Origin of the sequence: Superficieibacter sp. HKU1 (assembly GCF_029319185.1) — a bacterium.
Classification (GTDB): Bacteria; Pseudomonadota; Gammaproteobacteria; order Enterobacterales; family Enterobacteriaceae; genus Superficieibacter.
This window is the reverse complement of record NZ_CP119754.1, coordinates 1,086,201-1,103,839: the sequence shown is the minus strand read 5'-3', so window position 1 is coordinate 1,103,839 and position 17,639 is coordinate 1,086,201. Positions and strand designations below refer to the sequence as shown.

The window sequence follows — 17,639 nt, the reverse complement described above, 5'->3', positions numbered from 1 at the left end:
CGGTGGTTAATATTATTGAAAGGCATAATGAGTGATATAAAAGATCGGGTCATTTATTTTTGAAATGTAACGTTTGAAAAATGATAACCACGAGCTAAGAATTAACATTAATATATTCACAAAATACATGACACAAGCTTATCCTGGCCGCTAATTAAATCGCATTTTTGGTTAAAAAAATGCATCTGTTAAGTACTGATAAATATCGCATTCATATGAGAAAAAGATTTAAATAACGTAATGAAACAAGAAAAAGCATGGATACTGCAAAAAATCCAGGCGCAGGGTATTGCTGATGACACACAGTACCCTGCCGGAGCGCATATTATTTTTACTACCGCTGCTCCCTATACCCCTGATTTTGAGCAGCATAAACAAGATGATATCGCCCTCAGCCTTCTTCGCCACGAAGAGGCCTGGTGGATAGTCAATCACTCTGATGAGTTGTGTTGCGCCGTCAATGAACAAGTGATGGAACCTCACCACCGTATGCGACTGAATGATGGAGATACGATTGAATGGGGTCTGTCTTCCTGGCGTCTTGTCCGCGCCGGTGAAAAATCACCACCCGATGTGCAGGAGTCTCTGCCAACCCGGTTGCCTGAATCTGTTGCTGAATATCTGGATCTGGACTGGTTTAGACAGCAGCAGATCAATCCACAAAATCCGTTTGATATTATCCCCGTCCGCGAGACCGCGCCCTCTTACGCAGGCCAGGAAGCTGATAACCCGCTACTCCAGCTTTATCAGGAATATCAACAAGCATTATTGTCCCCCGAACAGGAAAGACGCCTCCGGGCGGAGCCATTGCCCCTGAATGAAGATATGCAAGCTCAGGATCTGACATGGCTATACGATTGGAAAACTGAAAACGATACCTTACAAGATATGGTAGCGGGTGCGCCTGGGATTGATGCCATTCTGGACTCGCTGGACGCCACCGGTGAAGGTGAAATAGCCTGGCTAACGACCGAATCACTGCCAGAGATCCTACATCTGCTCTCTCCGGAGCAGGCATTAAGGGCCGCGCACAATAGCATATTGCCCGAACTGACCCGCCGCGAGCATCGTATTATCGGCATCGATAGCCACTACCGAATCACCCCTGCGCAGAAAAATGGAGACACCTCTCATGAAAAAAACTGATACGCTTCCTACCACTCTGTCCGCCCTGATACAGGAACATTCCATTGCGGAGGGAATTCAGATGGCGGAGCAGCAGATACGGGAAAATCCGGCGAAAGCGCTCTGCCGCCACAGTCTTTTCCAGTTATTGTGTGTGGCCGGTGACTGGGCACGGGCGCTACACCAACTTCAGCTATGCGCCAGGATGGATGCAAATTATAGCCAGGAGGCCCGATTGTATCGGGAACTGGTTCGTTGCGAAATGTTCCGTCATACCGTTTTTCAGGGCGAGCAGCAGCCGGGTTTTCTTCTGCCGCAGCCTGTCTGGGTGGAGTCATTACTCGCGGCGCTCGGCAGTAACGGTGATATCCACCAATCCGATGAACACCGTAACACCGCACTGGAAGCCATAACGGATACCCGCGGGCAGTGGAACGGGGGTACATTTGACTGGGTGAGCGACAGCGACTCCCGTCTCGGTCCGGTACTTGAACTGATTACTGGCGGCGTATATATCTGGCTGCCGTTTTCACAAATCCGCTCGCTGGAATCACCGTCGCCAGCACGTCTGACCGATCTGCTCTGGAAGCCGGTTAATATCACGCTAGTGAATGGTGATACGCACGGTGCCTGGTTATTTACCCGCTACAGTGGTTCGGAAAGCGCGTCCGACGCCCTGCGTCTGTGCAGGGAAACCATCTGGCAGGACGGTCCCGGCGAAACCACCGTGCGGGCGCTGGGACAGAAAGTGTGGCTTACCAGTCACGGGGATATCAGTCTGCTGGACATGACCCACTGTACCTTTTACGCACAGGAAGGCGATGGCGCATGAGCACCACCCGCTTTACCCCGGCTAACCACCTGCTCCCCACACTGTTTGACCGACTGTGCGACAATGCCCCGTATCAGAAACTTGACAGAGATATCAGCGTTACGCCAGTGCAACTGAAGGAGATCATTCGCCGGGATCTCTCTTTCCTGCTCAATACTATCAGCCATGAGGATGACATTGATGCCTGTCGCTATCCACAGGCGGCAGCGTCGGTACTTAACTATGGATTGCCGCCGCTGGCGGGCAGTTTTATGTATGAGCACAAATGGGACGACATCAGCCAGGCGATCCGGCGCGCCATCATCCGTTTCGAACCCCGGCTGAAAGCCTCCACGCTTCAGGTCACGCCGTTACTGGATGAAACCCGGCAGGGTACCCACAACACGCTACAGTTTGAAATTCGCGGACAAATTCTGACGCAGCCGTATCCCACGGAGTTTCTGGTGCGCAGTGCGCTGGACATGGAACAGAACCGCATTACGTTCTTTTAATACAAGGCATTATTCATGGATCCACGGCTACTGGAGTATTACAACCGCGAGTTGAGTTATCTGCGGGAAACAGGCGCTGAGTTCGCCGCTCTCCACCCCAAAATTGCCGCCCGGCTGGGGATACAGGGAAACAGTATCGCTGACCCGTATGTGGAACGCATGATCGAAGCATTCAGCTTCCTGACCGCACGCACCCAGCTAAAAATTGACGCCGAGTTTCCCCGCTTTACGCAGCGGTTGCTGGAAGTCATTAGTCCCAATTATGTCACGCCCACGCCGTCGATGGCGGTGGCAAAGCTGTATCCCGACAAGCAGGAAGGCGATCTGGCGAAAGGCTTCACCGTGCCGCGCAATACCACATTCGTTTCCCCTGTCCCGGAAGGCGAAAATACCGCCTGTCAGTTTCGCAGCAGTCAGGAGGTCACGTTGTGGCCGCTGTCCATAGAAGAGGTGCGTCTGACTGCCGCGCCACCGGATATGCCAGCCCTGCACCGCTATCTACCGCCCAATATTCATGTCGCCGGGGCGCTGCGCATCACCCTGCGAACCTTCGGGGAGCTGACCTTCAGCGAGCTTGCAGGACCGGATAAACTCTCCTTTTACCTCTGTGGTGAAGAGCGTATTGCGTCGCATCTGTTTGAACTGTTGCATACCAGCGCCGTCGCCACGCTGGCCGGAGAACCCGGCCACTTTGACGGTGAGCTGAATGTGAACCTGAAGCAGCCAGTGAGACACGAAGGACTGGAGCCTGGCCAGGGACTGCTGCCGCTGACCTGGAATGTGTTTCATGGCCATAATCTGTTGCATGAATTTTTCGCCTGCCCGGAACGGTTTTATTTTTTCACCCCGACCGGCCTATCTACCGGACTGCAAAAAGTGAAGGGTAACGTGGCGGAGATTGTTGTACTACTCAACCATCTGCCGCCGGACTGGCTTATTCACCAAACGGATGCCACACAATTCAGCCTGTTCTGTACGCCAGTGATTAATCTATTTCCTCGCACAACCACCCGAATCGAAGTCACTCACAGTGTGACGGAACAGCATTTGGTAGTAGATCGTACCCGTCCGCTGGATTACGAAGTGTTTTCCGTTCAGGAAGTGGAAGGGCTGGAAGCGAACACCACACGGAAGATGACTTTCCGTCCGCTGTACCACACACGAAATAACGATGAAGGCAATCACGGTCGTTATTTCTCACTGCGCCGCGAGCCCCGCCGGTCTTCGGAAAACGCCCGCCGCTATGGCACCCGTACGCCCTACACCGGCTCGGAGGTTTTTCTGTCTCTGGTCGATCAGCACGAAGCGCCATACCCTGAAAATCTGCGTCATATCACTGTCACGGCGATGGTAACAAATCGCGATTTGCCCTGTCTGCTCCCGCGCAATGGCCGGGATGACCTGACTGTGGACGCCGCTATTCCTGTCGCAAGTGTTGGTCTTATCAAACCTCCCCGCCCACCGCAGCCGCCACTGGCTGAACGCGAAATGGCCTGGCGGTTGATCCGGCAGTTATCGTTTAACTATTTGCCGCTGGCCGATCTGGATCACCGTACTGGCGGTCAGGCGCTACGCGACTTGCTGAACCTGTTTATTCCACTCCATGACAGTCCACAGTCACGCCAGGTACGCAGTCTGATTGGCTGCCAGACCACCCCAGTGACCCGCCGCCTCCCCGGTTCGGCTCTGCTGGTTTACGGGCGGGGCGTCAGTTGCGAGCTGACTGTGGATGAGGAAGGATTTTCCGGCATCAGTCCTTATCTATTCGGACTGGTGCTGGAACACTATATCGCCCGTCATGTTTCCATTAACACGTTTTCGCAGATGACGCTGCACTCCATGCAGCGCGGGAAAATCATGACCTGGCCGGTAAGAACCGGACAAAGAGGGAACGTATGACTGGTGCGCTTGATCAGGCACAGAAAACCCCCTGGCGTTACGGATTCCTGAATCTGATGCGGCGTGTGGATGCGCAGCTCTGTGATGCTCCGTCAGGAAGTATCTGGCAGCCAAGGATGGAAAAATTTCGTCTGGGACAGACGCCGACGATGACCTTTGCGCCACGGGAAATCGCGCAGATCACCTGGCAGGACGGGCGTCTGCATCTGAGTCTGTACAGCCTCGGATTGTGGGGACCGAACGGCCCCCTACCGCTGCACTATACGGAGCTGGCGCTGAATCGCTCAGAGAGCCGCCACGATCCGACACTGGTTCATTTTTCCAATATTTTTCACCACCGCTGGCTGACACAGTTCTGGCAGGCATGGCGCAGCGGCCAGTCTGCTGGTGGCGGGCTGGACAAACCGGAATATGACCGTTTCGCATTTTATATTGCCAGCCTCAGCGGACAGGATCTGCGGGAGAGCGCCGGAAGTCCACTGTCAGATCATGTCCGCCTGGCCGCCTCCGCCCATCTGGTGCGCGAATCCCGCAATCCTGACGGGCTAGCTGCCACCCTGGCACACTATTTCAGTGTACCTTTTGCGGTAAAAGAATTCGCCCTGCACTGGATAGCCGTGGCAGACGATGAAATTACCCGCCTGGGTGCACCAACGCAGTCCTCAGTAATTGGTTATGGTGCGCTTATTGGTCAGGCTGTACCAGATATGCAGTACAAATTCCGGCTGGTTATCGGCCCGCTCACGCTGGAAGATTACCTTCGCTTTCTTCCCGGCGGCAACAATCTGCCTGCGCTGACTGAGTTGGTACGCACATTTATCGGTTTCGAATATTGCTGGGAAATCGAACTCCAGCTTAAACCTCACGTCGCGCCACCTGCGGTGATCGGCGGTGCGCAGCAGCTTGGCTGGACAACTTGGGCAGGCAGAGCCATGCATGACCGCCCGGTTACCGGTATGATTTTTGAACCTGAACACGACTTAACCTACTGAGAGCAATTATATGGACATGTCCCTGACCGAACCGGTAAGCGCTGAACAGCCCTGCGGCATCGATCTAGAGTACGACCCGGAATACCTGCTACTGTTCAATCGCGCCGCCCCCCAGGCGGAGGCACAATATGGTGATTTTGTTAGTACGCCGGAAACCGTTAACTGGCAGGAAATTGAACGCGATGCGCGCCGCCTGCTCGCCCGCAGTAAAGATATACGTGTGCTGATCCTGTTATTGCGTTGCCGCACGCAATTAGCTGGAGCCCAGGGACTTGCAGAAGCATTTTTACTGCTGGAAAAACTGTGTACGGTATATTCCGCTACGCTACACCCACAACTTCTTATCGATGAAGACATCTCCACTGAAAGCGCAGAAGATGCGATTGTGGCCCGCAGCAACGCGCTAGCAGCATTGCTGGATCATGAAGGAGTAATGGCGGACATCCGTAGTATCATATTGTCGAACAATGCTGCCATGCGGCTGCAGGTAAGAGATGTAGAGCGGGCCCTGTCAGCGCCACATCCTGCCGATGCGCTCTCCCCGGAGTCTGTAAGCCAGCAACTGGCCGATCTGGAAGCGAGAGGGCTGCTGCCATTAGCCGCATTTCGCCAGGCCGCAGAGAGCATCGAACATCTCCAACAATGGGCGAACGACACATTGCGCGATTTCGCGCCTGATTTCTCCCGTTTGAAGCAATTGTTGTCGCTTTTACCTGACAGGGTAAAAGCGACAACAATAGAAGTTTCGCCACCACAAATACAGACGTCGGCCCCGGAGACCACGACTGCCGTCAACCTTCCCCCGACGCTGACGAAAGATATTGCCCCTGTAAATACGCCCGCAACTTTACCAGTGTTAACAAAAGCAATACCGGAAAATATCCGTGACCGCAACGATGCGCTTGAACGCCTGAAGATCATCCGCCGCTGGTTTGAAAGCAGTGAGCCAAGTAGCCCCACAATCCCACTGTTGCGCCAAGCGGAGCGATTGGTTGGAAAACGATTTTCGGAAGTAATCAATGAAATTCCGGTAGAGTTACTGGAGAAATGGGACCCATCAGAGTAACAGAATTCGTATGACTGAACATAGCCATCTGTAATATGCACTGATGATGTCGGGCTGGTCTGGCGATAACGATATTTGGAACATTATTACTGTTACGGTGCTATTTGCTCTACCATTATTGTCAATGTTACACACCGCTGGTGAATGATGTCAGCGGTAAAACAGCAGTGGTATCTGATATATGACAATATCTGGCGCTGCTTTCTGTCGTTTTCGGCCAGCATTCGACGGTCTTCCTCGTACTTCCCTCGGGCGGTGCGGTAAAGGTGACCGCAGAATATTCACCAAAAAGCGATACAGGTTTCTTTACCGCCAAAGCGATGCCGGAGATACTAAGGTTTTGCACCACTAGTTTTAACAAGGATATATAAACCACCAGAAATGGTGACTTTGTGAGATTAGTTGAGGGAGTTTAACGAGCGGATTTGTGGTTTGGTTAATACCATTGGGGCCGCTCCTTTATAGAACTGGACAGCCCCTACTTTGAACCACTTTTACACCAAATACGTAGAGAAAACCATATACGTATCGGGAAGATTTTTCGGTCTAACTGGGTGATATCTCTAACAAATAAAAAACACACTTACACCAAAAAACAAATAATTTGGCGGAACGGACGGGACTCGAACCCGCGACCCCCTGCGTGACAGGCAGGTATTCTAACCGACTGAACTACCGCTCCGCTGTGTTCCCTTGGGAACGTTGCGAATAGTACGGTGTGCCTTTCAGATCGTCAACGGTTTTTCTCACGTTTTGAATTGTTTGCTGCAAAAATCGCCCGGACGGCGTTTTAATCAGCATTTTCATATTTATCAGGCGCGCCAGAGACAACTGCCGCCTTTTTTCTGCACTAAATCCAGACGTGATTCGTGCGCTAACTGTTCTTCATCACTGGCAGAAATAACCCGTAACTTGCTGGCCGCACGAACGATACGTTGAATACCGGTATCGACCTGCTGCTTGCTCTCTCCTTCCATGGCGAAGGCTATGGAGGTCTGACCGCCGGTCATCATCAGGTAAACATCGGCGAGGATCTGGGAATCGAGCAGCGCCCCGTGCAGAGTTCGCTTACTGTTATCTATTTCATAGCGTGAGCATAGCGCGTCCAGGCTATTACGCTTGCCAGGGAACATTCTCCTCGCCAGCGCCAGGCTGTCGGTCACTTTACAAAACGTATCTGTTTTTGGGATCCCGCGATTCAGCTTACTGAATTCATAATCCATAAAACCGATATCAAACGATGCGTTATGAATGACCAGTTCAGCGCCGCGAATATAATCAAGGAACTCATCCGCAACGTCGGCGAAGGTGGGCTTATCAAGCAAAAACTCATCGGCAATACCGTGAACGCCGAACGCTTCCGGATCCACCAGCCGGTCTGGCTTCAGATAGACATGAAAGTTATTACCGGTCAGACGGCGGTTGATTACTTCAACGGCACCGATTTCAATGATCTTATGGCCTTCATAATGAACGCCAATTTGGTTCATACCGGTTGTTTCGGTATCGAGGACGATCTGTCGTGTAATAGCAGTGCTCATATCGTTCATTTGTGTCAGACTTGTCGTTTTTAATCACAGGAAGTCTACCAGAGATGCTAAAAAAGGTAGAAGTTTTCACCGATGGTTCTTGCCTCGGCAATCCAGGACCGGGCGGCTATGGCGCTATTCTACGCTATCAACAGGCTGAAAAAACCTTTAGCGAAGGCTATCGTTTAACTACCAATAATCGTATGGAGCTGATGGCGGCAATCGTGGCGCTGGAAGCCTTAAAAGAACATTGTGAAGTGGTTCTGAGCACCGATAGTCAGTATGTCCGTCAGGGGATTACCCAGTGGATCCACAACTGGAAAAAACGCGGCTGGAAGACGGCAGAAAAGAAGCCGGTTAAAAATGTCGATCTCTGGAAGCGACTTGATGCCGCGCTCGGACAGCATCAAATCCGCTGGGAATGGGTGAAAGGGCATGCCGGTCACCCCGAGAATGAACGCTGCGACGAACTGGCGCGTACGGCGGCGTCGCATCCGACCCAGGAGGACATCGGCTATCAGCCTGATGCCTGACCTCAGGGCTTACGATATTGCCTGGTAGCGCCTACGGCCTGCCTTAACGGCCGCTTAGCTTTACTCTGCTTCATGGGATTCAGGGTAAGTGGTATGGTGCGTTTACGGGCCACAATGACCTGCAGACATCCCAGCGCGGGAAGATGCGTACTCAGTAATTTCCCGCCCTGCCGCGTCCACGGTAAAACCTGAAAGCGGCTATAATGCATTACTTCAAAATTAAGTAGCGTTAACCAGTCCATCTGGCGCATCAGGGTAAACATACGGCTATTTGACGGCGGCCTTTTTCGCATAAACGGCACAAGCTTACGCAATCCCATCAGGCTTAACGGATTAAAGCCTGTGATGATAAGCCAGCCATCATCGATTAAAACGCGATCGGCTTCGCGGAGTAATTGGTGAGGATCCTGACACCAGGGTAGCGTATGTGCTAACAGGCAGGCATCCACCGACTTTTCAGCAAACGGCAGATGCAAAGGATCGGCTTTTACCTGCATAGGTTCGCCACTTAACGAGACATTAACCTGATGGGAGATGGCGCATGCATCGGTATTGATTTCGGCGCTCAAATTGCCGACTTTAAGCAAATGAAATCCATACATTTTTGCCAGCCAGGGTTTAAGCTGATGCTCCAGAGCCTCACGATAATATTCCCCCCGGGGCAGTTCGCTCCAGCGAGTTGGGGATGGCGCTGTCTGGGAAATCCTTGCCGGTTTCATCACACTCTTCCGCTTCGCTTTATGAGGTCATTATGAATCTTAACAGTATTCCCGCATTTCAGGACAACTACATCTGGATATTAAGCGACGATGACGATCGCTGTATCATTGTGGATCCCGGAGAAGCCCGTCCGGTTCTGGACGCTCTGGCGCAAAATAAGTGGCAGCCAGCGGCAATCTTTTTGACGCATCATCATAACGATCATACGGGGGGCGTGAAGGAACTCGTCCAGCATTACCCGGATATAGTGGTATATGGGCCACAAGAGACGCTAAATAAAGGCACCACCAGGCTTGTTAATGACGGCGATAAAATCTCTGTTTTGGGCAGCGAATTTACTATTTTTGCTACGCCTGGACATACCGCAGGCCACGTTTGCTTCTTCAGTAATCCTTATCTTTTTTGTGGTGACACCCTGTTTTCTGGCGGTTGCGGACGCCTGTTCGAAGGCACTCCAGCACAAATGTACCAATCCTTTCAAAAGATTAACGCTTTACCTGAAAATACGGTTATTTGTTGCGCACATGAATATACTTTATCAAATATGGAGTTCGCTAAAAGTATCCTTCCGCACGATTCGTTCATAAATGATTATTACCTTAAAGTTAAGGGGTTACGTGCGAAGAAACAGATGACACTTCCGGTTATTCTGAAAAATGAGCGTCAGATAAATTTATTTTTACGAACTGATGACATTGATTTAATTAAAGTAATTTCAGAAGAAACAAATTTGCAACAACCTGAAGAGCGTTTTGCCTGGTTAAGGGCAAAGAAAGATAATTTCTGACATTCGGACTTGTGTTTTGCCAGCTTCACCTTTATGATCGGTCGTCTTTTAAGCAACTATTGACACACACATGAAGGCAAAAGCGATATTACTCGCCTCTGTCCTGCTTGTGGGTTGCCAGGCGTCTCAGCACGATAGCAACGTCACGCAGCATGCACAGAGCCTTTCTGCGGCTAGTCAAGGGGAAGCAGGTAAGTTTACCAGTCAAGCAAGGTGGATGGACGATGGAACATTCTCTGCGCAGGATCAGGACTTGTGGGCTTTTATCGGCGACGAGCTAAAGATGGGGATTCCGGAAAACAGCCGGATTCGCAATCAGAAACAGAAGTATTTACAGAACAAGAGCTATCTCCACGATGTAACTTTACGGGCAGAGCCGTATATGTACTGGATAGCCGGGCAAGTTAAGAAACGTAACATGCCAATGGAACTAGTATTACTACCCATAGTGGAGAGCGCTTTTAACCCGCATGCAACGTCTGGTGCCAATGCTGCAGGCATTTGGCAAATCATACCGAGCACCGGGCGCAATTACGGTTTGAAACAGACCCGCAATTATGATGCGCGTCGTGATGTTGTGGCCTCAACAACGGCCGCACTGGACATGATGCAGCGTCTTAACCGCATGTTTGACGGCGACTGGTTGTTAACCGTTGCGGCCTATAACAGCGGCGAAGGTCGGGTCATGAAGGCAATCAAAGCGAATAAAGCCCGCGGTTTACCCACGGACTTTTGGTCGCTCTCATTGCCACAGGAAACGAAGATTTACGTGCCTAAGATGCTGGCCCTGAGTGATATTCTCAAAAACAGCAAACGGTATGGTGTTGTCCTGCCTGGCACTGACGAAAGTCGTGCGTTGGCAAGAGTACGCCTGAATAGTCCGGTTGAAATGGCGCAGCTGGCTGATATGGCGGGTATCTCTGTCACTAAGCTGAAGACGTTTAACGCAGGCGTTAAAGGGTCGACCCTCGGTGCCAGCGGTCCGCAGTATGTGATGGTGCCGCAGAAGCATGCTAATCAGCTACGCGAGTCGTTGGCTTCAGGTGAAATTGCAGCCGTTCAGCCAGGCCTGTTAGCTGACAATGCACCACTCACCAGCCGCAGCTATAAGGTGCGCTCAGGCGATACGCTCTCAGGCATCGCTTCACGTCTTGGCGTAACGTCCAAAGATTTGCAGCAGTGGAATAATCTACGTGGTGCAGGTCTGAAAGTTGGTCAAAACCTGACGGTGGGTGCTGGTAGTAGCGCACAGCGTCTGGCCAACAATGACGACAGTATTACCTATCGTGTGCGCAAAGGTGATTCCCTCGCCAGCATTGCAAGGCATCACGGCGTAAACATCAAAGATGTGATGCGCTGGAATAGCGATACGGATAATCTGCAGCCTGGAGATCGGTTAACGCTGTTCGTGAAAAATAGTGCTACACCAGATTCCTGATGACAGAACGTCAAAAAAGGCACCGTTTCCCCCGGTGCCTTTTTTATTCAGACTGCTTTATGAGCTTCAAACATGATGGTGTCGCTGGTAAATGATCCATCGTCCTGCAGTTCAAAATAGTTTTTTACCTCCCGGGAAGCACTCTCCTGATACAGGCGAATGGCGTCGCTCAATGACTGCGGGGTACGCATCCGCGCAATCCAGGATGAGAACTCCAGCGGCAGACGGTCAGTTGTCAGCCGATCCGTGATAAACCCAACCTCATTCGCCAACGCCAGCCATTCTCCGCTGGCGTAATTTCTGACGTGCGATGTATCCCGCAGCGCCTCAACGGTTTGTAACCAGATATCCCGTACCGGGTGGCCAGGAGACATGACATCCATAATAATCAAGACGCCGCCCGGTTTTAAAACTCGTTTTGCTTCCCGCAGCGCCTGCCCGACATCATGCCAGTGATGGGCAGAATAGCGGCTGATCACCACATCAAAGCGCTCATCATCAAAAGGCAAGCGTTCTGCATAGCCCTGTTGGGTCGTAATATTATACAGCCCTTTTTCTTGTGCAGCCCCGGCAACTACTTCCAGCATACTTGCTGATAAATCATAAGCAGTGACCTGAGCGACCTGACTGGCGGCGGCAAAACTGGCGTGCCCTGCTCCACAGCCCAGATCCAGCACTTCAGCATGCGGCAGAGCAGCAAGACGCTCAGCCAACTGTTGCAAATCGCGACCGGAGGCATGGACGGCGCTGGTCAGATAGGCCCCGGCCTGCGAGCTAAATTGTTTATTGATATGATCGTGGTGGGTAGTGGTTGTCATGATGTGTCCTTTTATGAGTGAGAGTAAAGGGCAGCACCATCACAGGTCTGCCCGACGGCAGACCTGACATCCTTTATCTATCAGGTTTGCCGGGCGTGAATTCAACGAGTAGTGGATTATGATCGGAAGCGCGGGTCACCAGAACGGATGCTTCCCCGACGTTTAAACCACGATAGAAAATAAAATCCAGAGGACGTCCAAAGGCACGACGACGCTGGTCATCGGTAAATCGAACCTGGCGCAGCGACATTTCCCGGGAAAAGCGATAGAGCGCGTTCATACGCTGACGGCTCCAGGCATTGAAGTCTCCAGCCATAATCACCGGGCCGCTGTGATGCGCAATTTGATCGCCAATCGGCAGCAATTGTTTACTGTAAACATCCACGCCCAGACTAAAGTTGACCGCGTGAACGTTCACAACCATTAATAACCGGCCATCCGGCAGCGGATAAACCGTTACCAGAGCCGATTTAGACAGTCGTAACAGCGGCTCACGCTCCCGCAACGGGCAGCAGTAGACCGGGTGTGCAGCAGAGAGCGTCATCACGCCTGAGGGATGCTGAGGCAAAACGAATGCCGGCACTTGGTCGGCAGCAAGGTAGTTTGAGGTCGCAAATCGGATGAGTTCGGGCGTTGTTTGCGCTTCCTGGAGTAATACCAGATGGGCGTCTTTACCAAAGTTTTGCAGTACGGACTGCCACTCCGCGCGCTGTTGCTTAAAAATGTTCCAGACTAAGACCCGGATCTTTTCTTCACTGCTAAGCGGTGCGCCTGCTGGCAATGCCTGGCCGATACTCGCAAACGATCCCGGCGGCAAAATTCGCTCCGCAGGCTGTCCGGCGACATAACGCATTGCATAAGTATTTTTTCGCACTTTTGGCATTACACCTCAATTACAACCCGGTCCGGAAAACGAACAACTCCTACTGTTATAGGGATTTTAGCGCATACTTTCAACGCTAACCGACAGAAAGATTGATGAGTTTGGTAAACAAAAGATTCCTCATGACGCATTACATAACGCTTATAGTCTGCGATAAGCATTAATGTTTAAATAACAAAGATCGCCAGAATAACCGTATAGCTTTGCGCTTGGGGCAATAATGAAAGCAACATCTGATGAAATCGCGACATTTGTGGCGGTTGTAGAAAGCGGAAGCTTTAGCCGTGCCGCTGAACAACTTTGTCTGGCAAACTCAGCAATCAGCCGGACGGTTAAGAAGCTGGAAGCAAAGCTTGGTGTAAGCCTGTTAAACCGGACTACCCGCCAGCTCAGTCTGACTGAAGAGGGAGAACGCTACTTCAGGCGCGTACAGGTTGTTTTACAGGAAATGACAGCAGCCGAAAATGAGATTATTGAGACACATCATTCGCCACGCGGCCTGTTGCGTATAGATGCAGCTACGCCCGTGCTTTTGCATTATTTGATGCCGTTGGTTAAACCTTTCCGCGAACGTTATCCGGACGTCACACTTTCACTGGTTTCTTCAGAAACGTTTATCAATTTGATCGAGCGTAAAGTGGATGTCGCTATCCGCGCCGGTATTCTGACTGATTCCAGCCTGCGCGCCCGGCCGTTAATGACCAGTTACCGTAAGATTATTGCCTCGCCGGACTATATCTCTCGTCACGGGAAACCAGAGACCGTTGAAGAACTCAAACAGCATGTCTGCCTGGGTTTTACCGAGCCTGGTTCGTTGAATACATGGCCCATTTACTGTTGTGATGCACAGCTCTATGAAATTGTTTGCGGCATCTCTTCTAATAGCGGCGAGACGCTTAAACAACTTTGTCTCAGCGGCAATGGTGTTGCATGTTTGTCTGACTATATGATTGATAAAGAGATTGAGCGCGGGGAACTGGTAGAACTACTGGCAGATAAGCGAGTTCCTGTTGAAATGCCACTTAATGCTGTCTACTACAGTGACAGAGCGGTGAGTGCGAGGATCAGAGCGTTTATCGATTTTCTTAGCGAGCAAAATCGTTAGTGGAAATGTTAAAGCACAGATGGGATAAAGCAAAAAAAAACCCTGAGTAAATACTCAGGGCTCTTAATAAGTGGCGGAACGGACGGGACTCGAACCCGCGACCCCCTGCGTGACAGGCAGGTATTCTAACCGACTGAACTACCGCTCCACCGAATTTCTTTGTCACTGACCGGATGTCACTCCGGTTTACTGCTAATTTGATGCCTGGCAGTTCCCTACTCTCGCATGGGGAGACCCCACACTACCATCGGCGCTACGGCGTTTCACTTCTGAGTTCGGCATGGGGTCAGGTGGGACCACCGCGCTGTTGCCGCCAGGCAAATTCTGTTTATCAGGGTGCATTCCGCACACTGATTAATCTGGTTCAGGCTGAAAATCTCTCTCAAATCCGCCAAAACAGCTTCGGCGTTGTAAGGTTAAGCCTCACGGTTCATTAGTACCGGTTAGCTCAACGCATCGCTGCGCTTACACACCCGGCCTATCAACGTCGTCGTCTTCAACGTTCCTTCAGGAGACTTAAAGTCTCAGGGAGAACTCATCTCGGGGCAAGTTTCGTGCTTAGATGCTTTCAGCACTTATCTCTTCCGCATTTAGCTACCGGGCAGTGCCATTGGCATGACAACCCGAACACCAGTGATGCGTCCACTCCGGTCCTCTCGTACTAGGAGCAGCCCCCCTCAGTTCTCCAGCGCCCACGGCAGATAGGGACCGAACTGTCTCACGACGTTCTAAACCCAGCTCGCGTACCACTTTAAATGGCGAACAGCCATACCCTTGGGACCTACTTCAGCCCCAGGATGTGATGAGCCGACATCGAGGTGCCAAACACCGCCGTCGATATGAACTCTTGGGCGGTATCAGCCTGTTATCCCCGGAGTACCTTTTATCCGTTGAGCGATGGCCCTTCCATTCAGAACCACCGGATCACTATGACCTGCTTTCGCACCTGCTCGCGCCGTCACGCTCGCAGTCAAGCCAGCTTATGCCATTGCACTAACCTCCTGATGTCCGACCAGGATTAGCTGACCTTCGTGCTCCTCCGTTACGCTTTAGGAGGAGACCGCCCCAGTCAAACTACCCACCAGACACTGTCCGCAACCCGGATTACGGGCCCACGTTAGAACACCAGCCATTAAAGGGTGGTATTTCAAGGACGGCTCCATGCAGACTGGCGTCCACACTTCAAAGCCTCCCACCTATCCTACACATCAAGGACCAGTGTTCAGTGTCAAGCTATAGTAAAGGTTCACGGGGTCTTTCCGTCTTGCCGCGGGTACACTGCATCTTCACAGCGAGTTCAATTTCACTGAGTCCCGGGTGGAGACAGCCTGGCCATCATTACGCCATTCGTGCAGGTCGGAACTTACCCGACAAGGAATTTCGCTACCTTAGGACCGTTATAGTTACGGCCGCCGTTTACCGGGGCTTCGATCAGGAGCTTCTCTTGCGATAACCCCATCAATTAACCTTCCGGCACCGGGCAGGCGTCACACCGTATACGTCCACTTTCGTGTTTGCACAGTGCTGTGTTTTTAATAAACAGTTGCAGCCAGCTGGTATCTTCGACTGGTTTCAGCTCCGTGAGCAAGTCACTTCACCTACGCACCAGCGTGCCTTCTCCCGAAGTTACGGCACCATTTTGCCTAGTTCCTTCACCCGGGTTCTCTCAAGCGCCTTGGTATTCTCTACCTGACCACCTGTGTCGGTTTGGGGTACGATTTCGTGTTACCTGATGCTTAGAGGCTTTTCCTGGAAGCAGGGCATTTGTCACTTCAGCACCGTAGTGCCTCGTCATCACGCCTCAGTGTTAATGCGCAACCGGATTTACCTGGTCGCACCACCTTCACGCTTAAACCGGGACAACCGTCGCCCGGCCGACATAGCCTTCTCCGTCCCCCCTTCGCAGTAACACCAAGTACGGGAATATTAACCCGTTTCCCATCGACTACGCCTTTCGGCCTCGCCTTAGGGGTCGACTCACCCTGCCCCGATTAACGTTGGACAGGAACCCTTGGTCTTCCGGCGTGCGGGTTTTTCACCCGCATTATCGTTACTTATGTCAGCATTCGCACTTCTGATACCTCCAGCAGCCCTCACAGGCCACCTTCAACGGCTTACAGAACGCTCCCCTACCCAACAACGCATAAGCGTCGCTGCCGCAGCTTCGGTGCATGGTTTAGCCCCGTTACATCTTCCGCGCAGGCCGACTCGACCAGTGAGCTATTACGCTTTCTTTAAATGATGGCTGCTTCTAAGCCAACATCCTGGCTGTCTGGGCCTTCCCACATCGTTTCCCACTTAACCATGACTTTGGGACCTTAGCTGGCGGTCTGGGTTGTTTCCCTCTTCACGACGGACGTTAGCACCCGCCGTGTGTCTCCCGTGATAACATTCTTCGGTATTCGCAGTTTGCATCGGATCGGTAAGTCGGGATGACCCCCTGGCCGAAACAGTGCTCTACCCCCGAAGATGAGTTCACGAGGCGCTACCTAAATAGCTTTCGGGGAGAACCAGCTATCTCCCGGTTTGATTGGCCTTTCACCCCCAGCCACAGGTCATCCGCTAATTTTTCAACATTAGTCGGTTCGGTCCTCCAGTTAGTGTTACCCAACCTTCAACCTGCCCATGGCTAGATCACCGGGTTTCGGGTCTATACCCTGCAACTTAACGCCCAATTAAGACTCGGTTTCCCTCCGGCTCCCCTATACGGTTAACCTTGCTACAGAATATAAGTCGCTGACCCATTATACAAAAGGTACGCAGTCACCCCACAAGGAGGCTCCCACTGCTTGTACGTACACGGTTTCAGGTTCTTTTTCACTCCCCTCGCCGGGGTTCTTTTCGCCTTTCCCTCACGGTACTGGTTCACTATCGGTCAGTCAGGAGTATTTAGCCTTGGAGGATGGTCCCCCCATATTCAGACAGGATACCACGTGTCCCGCCCTACTCTTCGAGTTCACAGTGCGTGTGATTTTGTGTACGGGACTATCACCCTGTACCGCCGGACTTTCCAGACCGTTCCACTACCACACACGCTGATTCAGACTCCGGGCTCCTCCCCGTTCGCTCGCCGCTACTGGGGGAATCTCGGTTGATTTCTTTTCCTCGGGGTACTTAGATGTTTCAGTTCCCCCGGTTCGCCTCATGCCACTATGTATTCATGACATGATAGTGCAACGGATTGCACTGGGTTTCCCCATTCGGGTATCGCCGGGTATAACGGTTCATATCACCTTACCGGCGCTTATCGCAGATTAGCACGCCCTTCATCGCCTCTGACTGCCAGGGCATCCACCGTGTACGCTTAGTCGCTTAACCTCACAACCCGAAGCTGTTTCACTTCAGTGTTGCGAAAATTTGAGAGACCCACGAACAACTCGCGTTGTTCAGTGTTTTTCAATTTTCAGCTTGATCCAGATTT

13 protein-coding genes, 2 tRNA genes, 2 rRNA genes and 1 pseudogene are annotated in these 17,639 nt (G+C 51.8%); 10 read left to right on the top strand and 8 right to left on the bottom strand.

Going from position 1 to position 17,639, the window contains the following annotated elements; all coding sequences use genetic code 11:
- The first annotated feature begins 240 nt into the window (after positions 1-240).
- Genes tagK through P0H77_RS05280 form a run of 6 tightly spaced genes read left to right on the top strand, consistent with a single transcriptional unit; the run spans position 241 to position 6,405 of the window.
- Positions 241-1,146 (top strand): type VI secretion system-associated protein TagK, encoded by a 906-nt coding sequence (tagK, locus tag P0H77_RS05305; protein WP_276163888.1) that lies wholly within the window; start codon positions 241-243, stop codon positions 1,144-1,146.
- Entirely contained in the window at positions 1,133-1,957 is an 825-nt protein-coding gene (locus P0H77_RS05300; RefSeq protein WP_276163887.1) for a type VI secretion system accessory protein TagJ, read from the top strand. The genes tagK and P0H77_RS05300 overlap by 14 nt, the downstream gene beginning before the upstream one ends.
- A complete protein-coding gene (tssE, locus tag P0H77_RS05295) occupies positions 1,954-2,448 on the top strand; it encodes a type VI secretion system baseplate subunit TssE (RefSeq protein ID WP_276163886.1) in 495 nt (164 codons plus the stop codon). The genes P0H77_RS05300 and tssE overlap by 4 nt, the downstream gene beginning before the upstream one ends.
- Positions 2,449-2,463: 15 nt before the next feature.
- Positions 2,464-4,347 carry a type VI secretion system baseplate subunit TssF gene (tssF, locus tag P0H77_RS05290; RefSeq protein WP_276163885.1) on the top strand — a complete coding sequence of 628 codons (1,884 nt, stop codon included), beginning with the start codon at positions 2,464-2,466 and terminating at the stop codon, positions 4,345-4,347.
- A complete protein-coding gene (tssG, locus tag P0H77_RS05285; RefSeq protein ID WP_276163884.1) occupies positions 4,344-5,339 on the top strand; it encodes a type VI secretion system baseplate subunit TssG in 996 nt (331 codons plus the stop codon). The genes tssF and tssG overlap by 4 nt, the downstream gene beginning before the upstream one ends.
- A 10-nt stretch (positions 5,340-5,349) precedes the next feature.
- The gene (locus tag P0H77_RS05280; RefSeq protein ID WP_276163883.1) at positions 5,350-6,405 is read left to right on the top strand and encodes an ImpA family type VI secretion system protein; all 1,056 of its coding nucleotides are present in this window, start codon (positions 5,350-5,352) and stop codon (positions 6,403-6,405) included.
- Between the two features lie 605 nt (positions 6,406-7,010).
- Here P0H77_RS05280 and P0H77_RS05275 read toward each other — a convergent pair.
- Positions 7,011-7,087, bottom strand: a tRNA-Asp gene (locus P0H77_RS05275).
- Between the two features lie 130 nt (positions 7,088-7,217).
- Complete coding sequence (gene dnaQ / locus P0H77_RS05270; protein ID WP_276163882.1) at positions 7,218-7,946, bottom strand: DNA polymerase III subunit epsilon; 729 nt, start codon at positions 7,944-7,946, stop codon at positions 7,218-7,220.
- Here dnaQ and rnhA point away from each other — a divergent pair.
- Positions 7,894-8,467: pseudogene (rnhA, locus tag P0H77_RS05265) on the top strand (ribonuclease HI). The gene dnaQ and the pseudogene rnhA sit on opposite strands and share 53 nt — an antisense overlap.
- Positions 8,468-8,469: 2 nt before the next feature.
- Here rnhA and P0H77_RS05260 read toward each other — a convergent pair.
- The gene (locus P0H77_RS05260) at positions 8,470-9,186 is read right to left on the bottom strand and encodes a class I SAM-dependent methyltransferase (RefSeq protein WP_276163881.1); all 717 of its coding nucleotides are present in this window, start codon (positions 9,184-9,186) and stop codon (positions 8,470-8,472) included.
- Between the two features lie 32 nt (positions 9,187-9,218).
- Between P0H77_RS05260 and gloB the strand changes: the two genes are divergently transcribed.
- Together gloB and mltD are read left to right on the top strand one after the other, a co-directional pair.
- Positions 9,219-9,974, top strand: coding sequence for a hydroxyacylglutathione hydrolase (gloB, locus tag P0H77_RS05255; protein ID WP_276163880.1), 756 nt, complete (start codon positions 9,219-9,221; stop codon positions 9,972-9,974).
- Positions 9,975-10,044: 70 nt separating this feature from the next.
- Positions 10,045-11,412: a murein transglycosylase D gene (gene mltD / locus P0H77_RS05250; RefSeq protein WP_276163879.1), complete on the top strand. Its 1,368-nt coding sequence runs from the start codon at positions 10,045-10,047 to the stop codon at positions 11,410-11,412.
- Between the two features lie 47 nt (positions 11,413-11,459).
- Here the strand turns inward: mltD and P0H77_RS05245 are convergent, their stop codons facing one another.
- On the bottom strand, positions 11,460-12,230 hold the full coding sequence (locus tag P0H77_RS05245) for a class I SAM-dependent methyltransferase (RefSeq protein ID WP_276163878.1): 771 nt from the start codon (positions 12,228-12,230) through the stop codon (positions 11,460-11,462).
- 73 nt (positions 12,231-12,303) lie between these two features.
- Complete coding sequence (locus P0H77_RS05240; RefSeq protein WP_176918697.1) at positions 12,304-13,104, bottom strand: endonuclease/exonuclease/phosphatase family protein; 801 nt, start codon at positions 13,102-13,104, stop codon at positions 12,304-12,306.
- A gap of 229 nt (positions 13,105-13,333) precedes the next feature.
- On the opposite strand from P0H77_RS05240, the gene yafC reads away from it, so the two are divergent.
- Positions 13,334-14,218: a DNA-binding transcriptional regulator YafC gene (yafC, locus tag P0H77_RS05235; protein ID WP_276163877.1), complete on the top strand. Its 885-nt coding sequence runs from the start codon at positions 13,334-13,336 to the stop codon at positions 14,216-14,218.
- Positions 14,219-14,289: 71 nt separating this feature from the next.
- On the opposite strand, the gene P0H77_RS05230 is transcribed toward yafC, so the two are convergent.
- From P0H77_RS05230 to P0H77_RS05220, 3 genes are all read right to left on the bottom strand, one after another.
- A tRNA-Asp gene (locus P0H77_RS05230) sits at positions 14,290-14,366 on the bottom strand.
- A gap of 54 nt (positions 14,367-14,420) precedes the next feature.
- A 5S ribosomal RNA gene (gene rrf / locus P0H77_RS05225) occupies positions 14,421-14,536 on the bottom strand.
- Positions 14,537-14,630: 94 nt separating this feature from the next.
- Positions 14,631-17,536: ribosomal RNA gene (locus P0H77_RS05220) — 23S ribosomal RNA — on the bottom strand.
- Between the last annotated feature and the right edge of the window lie 103 nt (positions 17,537-17,639).

What these genes read in the sequence shown, in the direction of transcription:
- tagK (WP_276163888.1), top strand. Translation starts at nt 241, where the DNA reads ATGAAACAAGAAAAAGCATGGATACTGCAAAAAATCCAGGCGCAGGGT.
- P0H77_RS05300 (WP_276163887.1), top strand. Translation starts at nt 1,133, where the DNA reads ATGAAAAAAACTGATACGCTTCCTACCACTCTGTCCGCCCTGATACAG.
- tssE (WP_276163886.1), top strand. Translation starts at nt 1,954, where the DNA reads ATGAGCACCACCCGCTTTACCCCGGCTAACCACCTGCTCCCCACACTG.
- tssF (WP_276163885.1), top strand. Translation starts at nt 2,464, where the DNA reads ATGGATCCACGGCTACTGGAGTATTACAACCGCGAGTTGAGTTATCTG.
- tssG (WP_276163884.1), top strand. Translation starts at nt 4,344, where the DNA reads ATGACTGGTGCGCTTGATCAGGCACAGAAAACCCCCTGGCGTTACGGA.
- P0H77_RS05280 (WP_276163883.1), top strand. Translation starts at nt 5,350, where the DNA reads ATGGACATGTCCCTGACCGAACCGGTAAGCGCTGAACAGCCCTGCGGC.
- dnaQ (WP_276163882.1), bottom strand. Translation starts at nt 7,946, where the DNA reads ATGAGCACTGCTATTACACGACAGATCGTCCTCGATACCGAAACAACC.
- P0H77_RS05260 (WP_276163881.1), bottom strand. Translation starts at nt 9,186, where the DNA reads ATGAAACCGGCAAGGATTTCCCAGACAGCGCCATCCCCAACTCGCTGG.
- gloB (WP_276163880.1), top strand. Translation starts at nt 9,219, where the DNA reads ATGAATCTTAACAGTATTCCCGCATTTCAGGACAACTACATCTGGATA.
- mltD (WP_276163879.1), top strand. Translation starts at nt 10,045, where the DNA reads ATGAAGGCAAAAGCGATATTACTCGCCTCTGTCCTGCTTGTGGGTTGC.
- P0H77_RS05245 (WP_276163878.1), bottom strand. Translation starts at nt 12,230, where the DNA reads ATGACAACCACTACCCACCACGATCATATCAATAAACAATTTAGCTCG.
- yafC (WP_276163877.1), top strand. Translation starts at nt 13,334, where the DNA reads ATGAAAGCAACATCTGATGAAATCGCGACATTTGTGGCGGTTGTAGAA.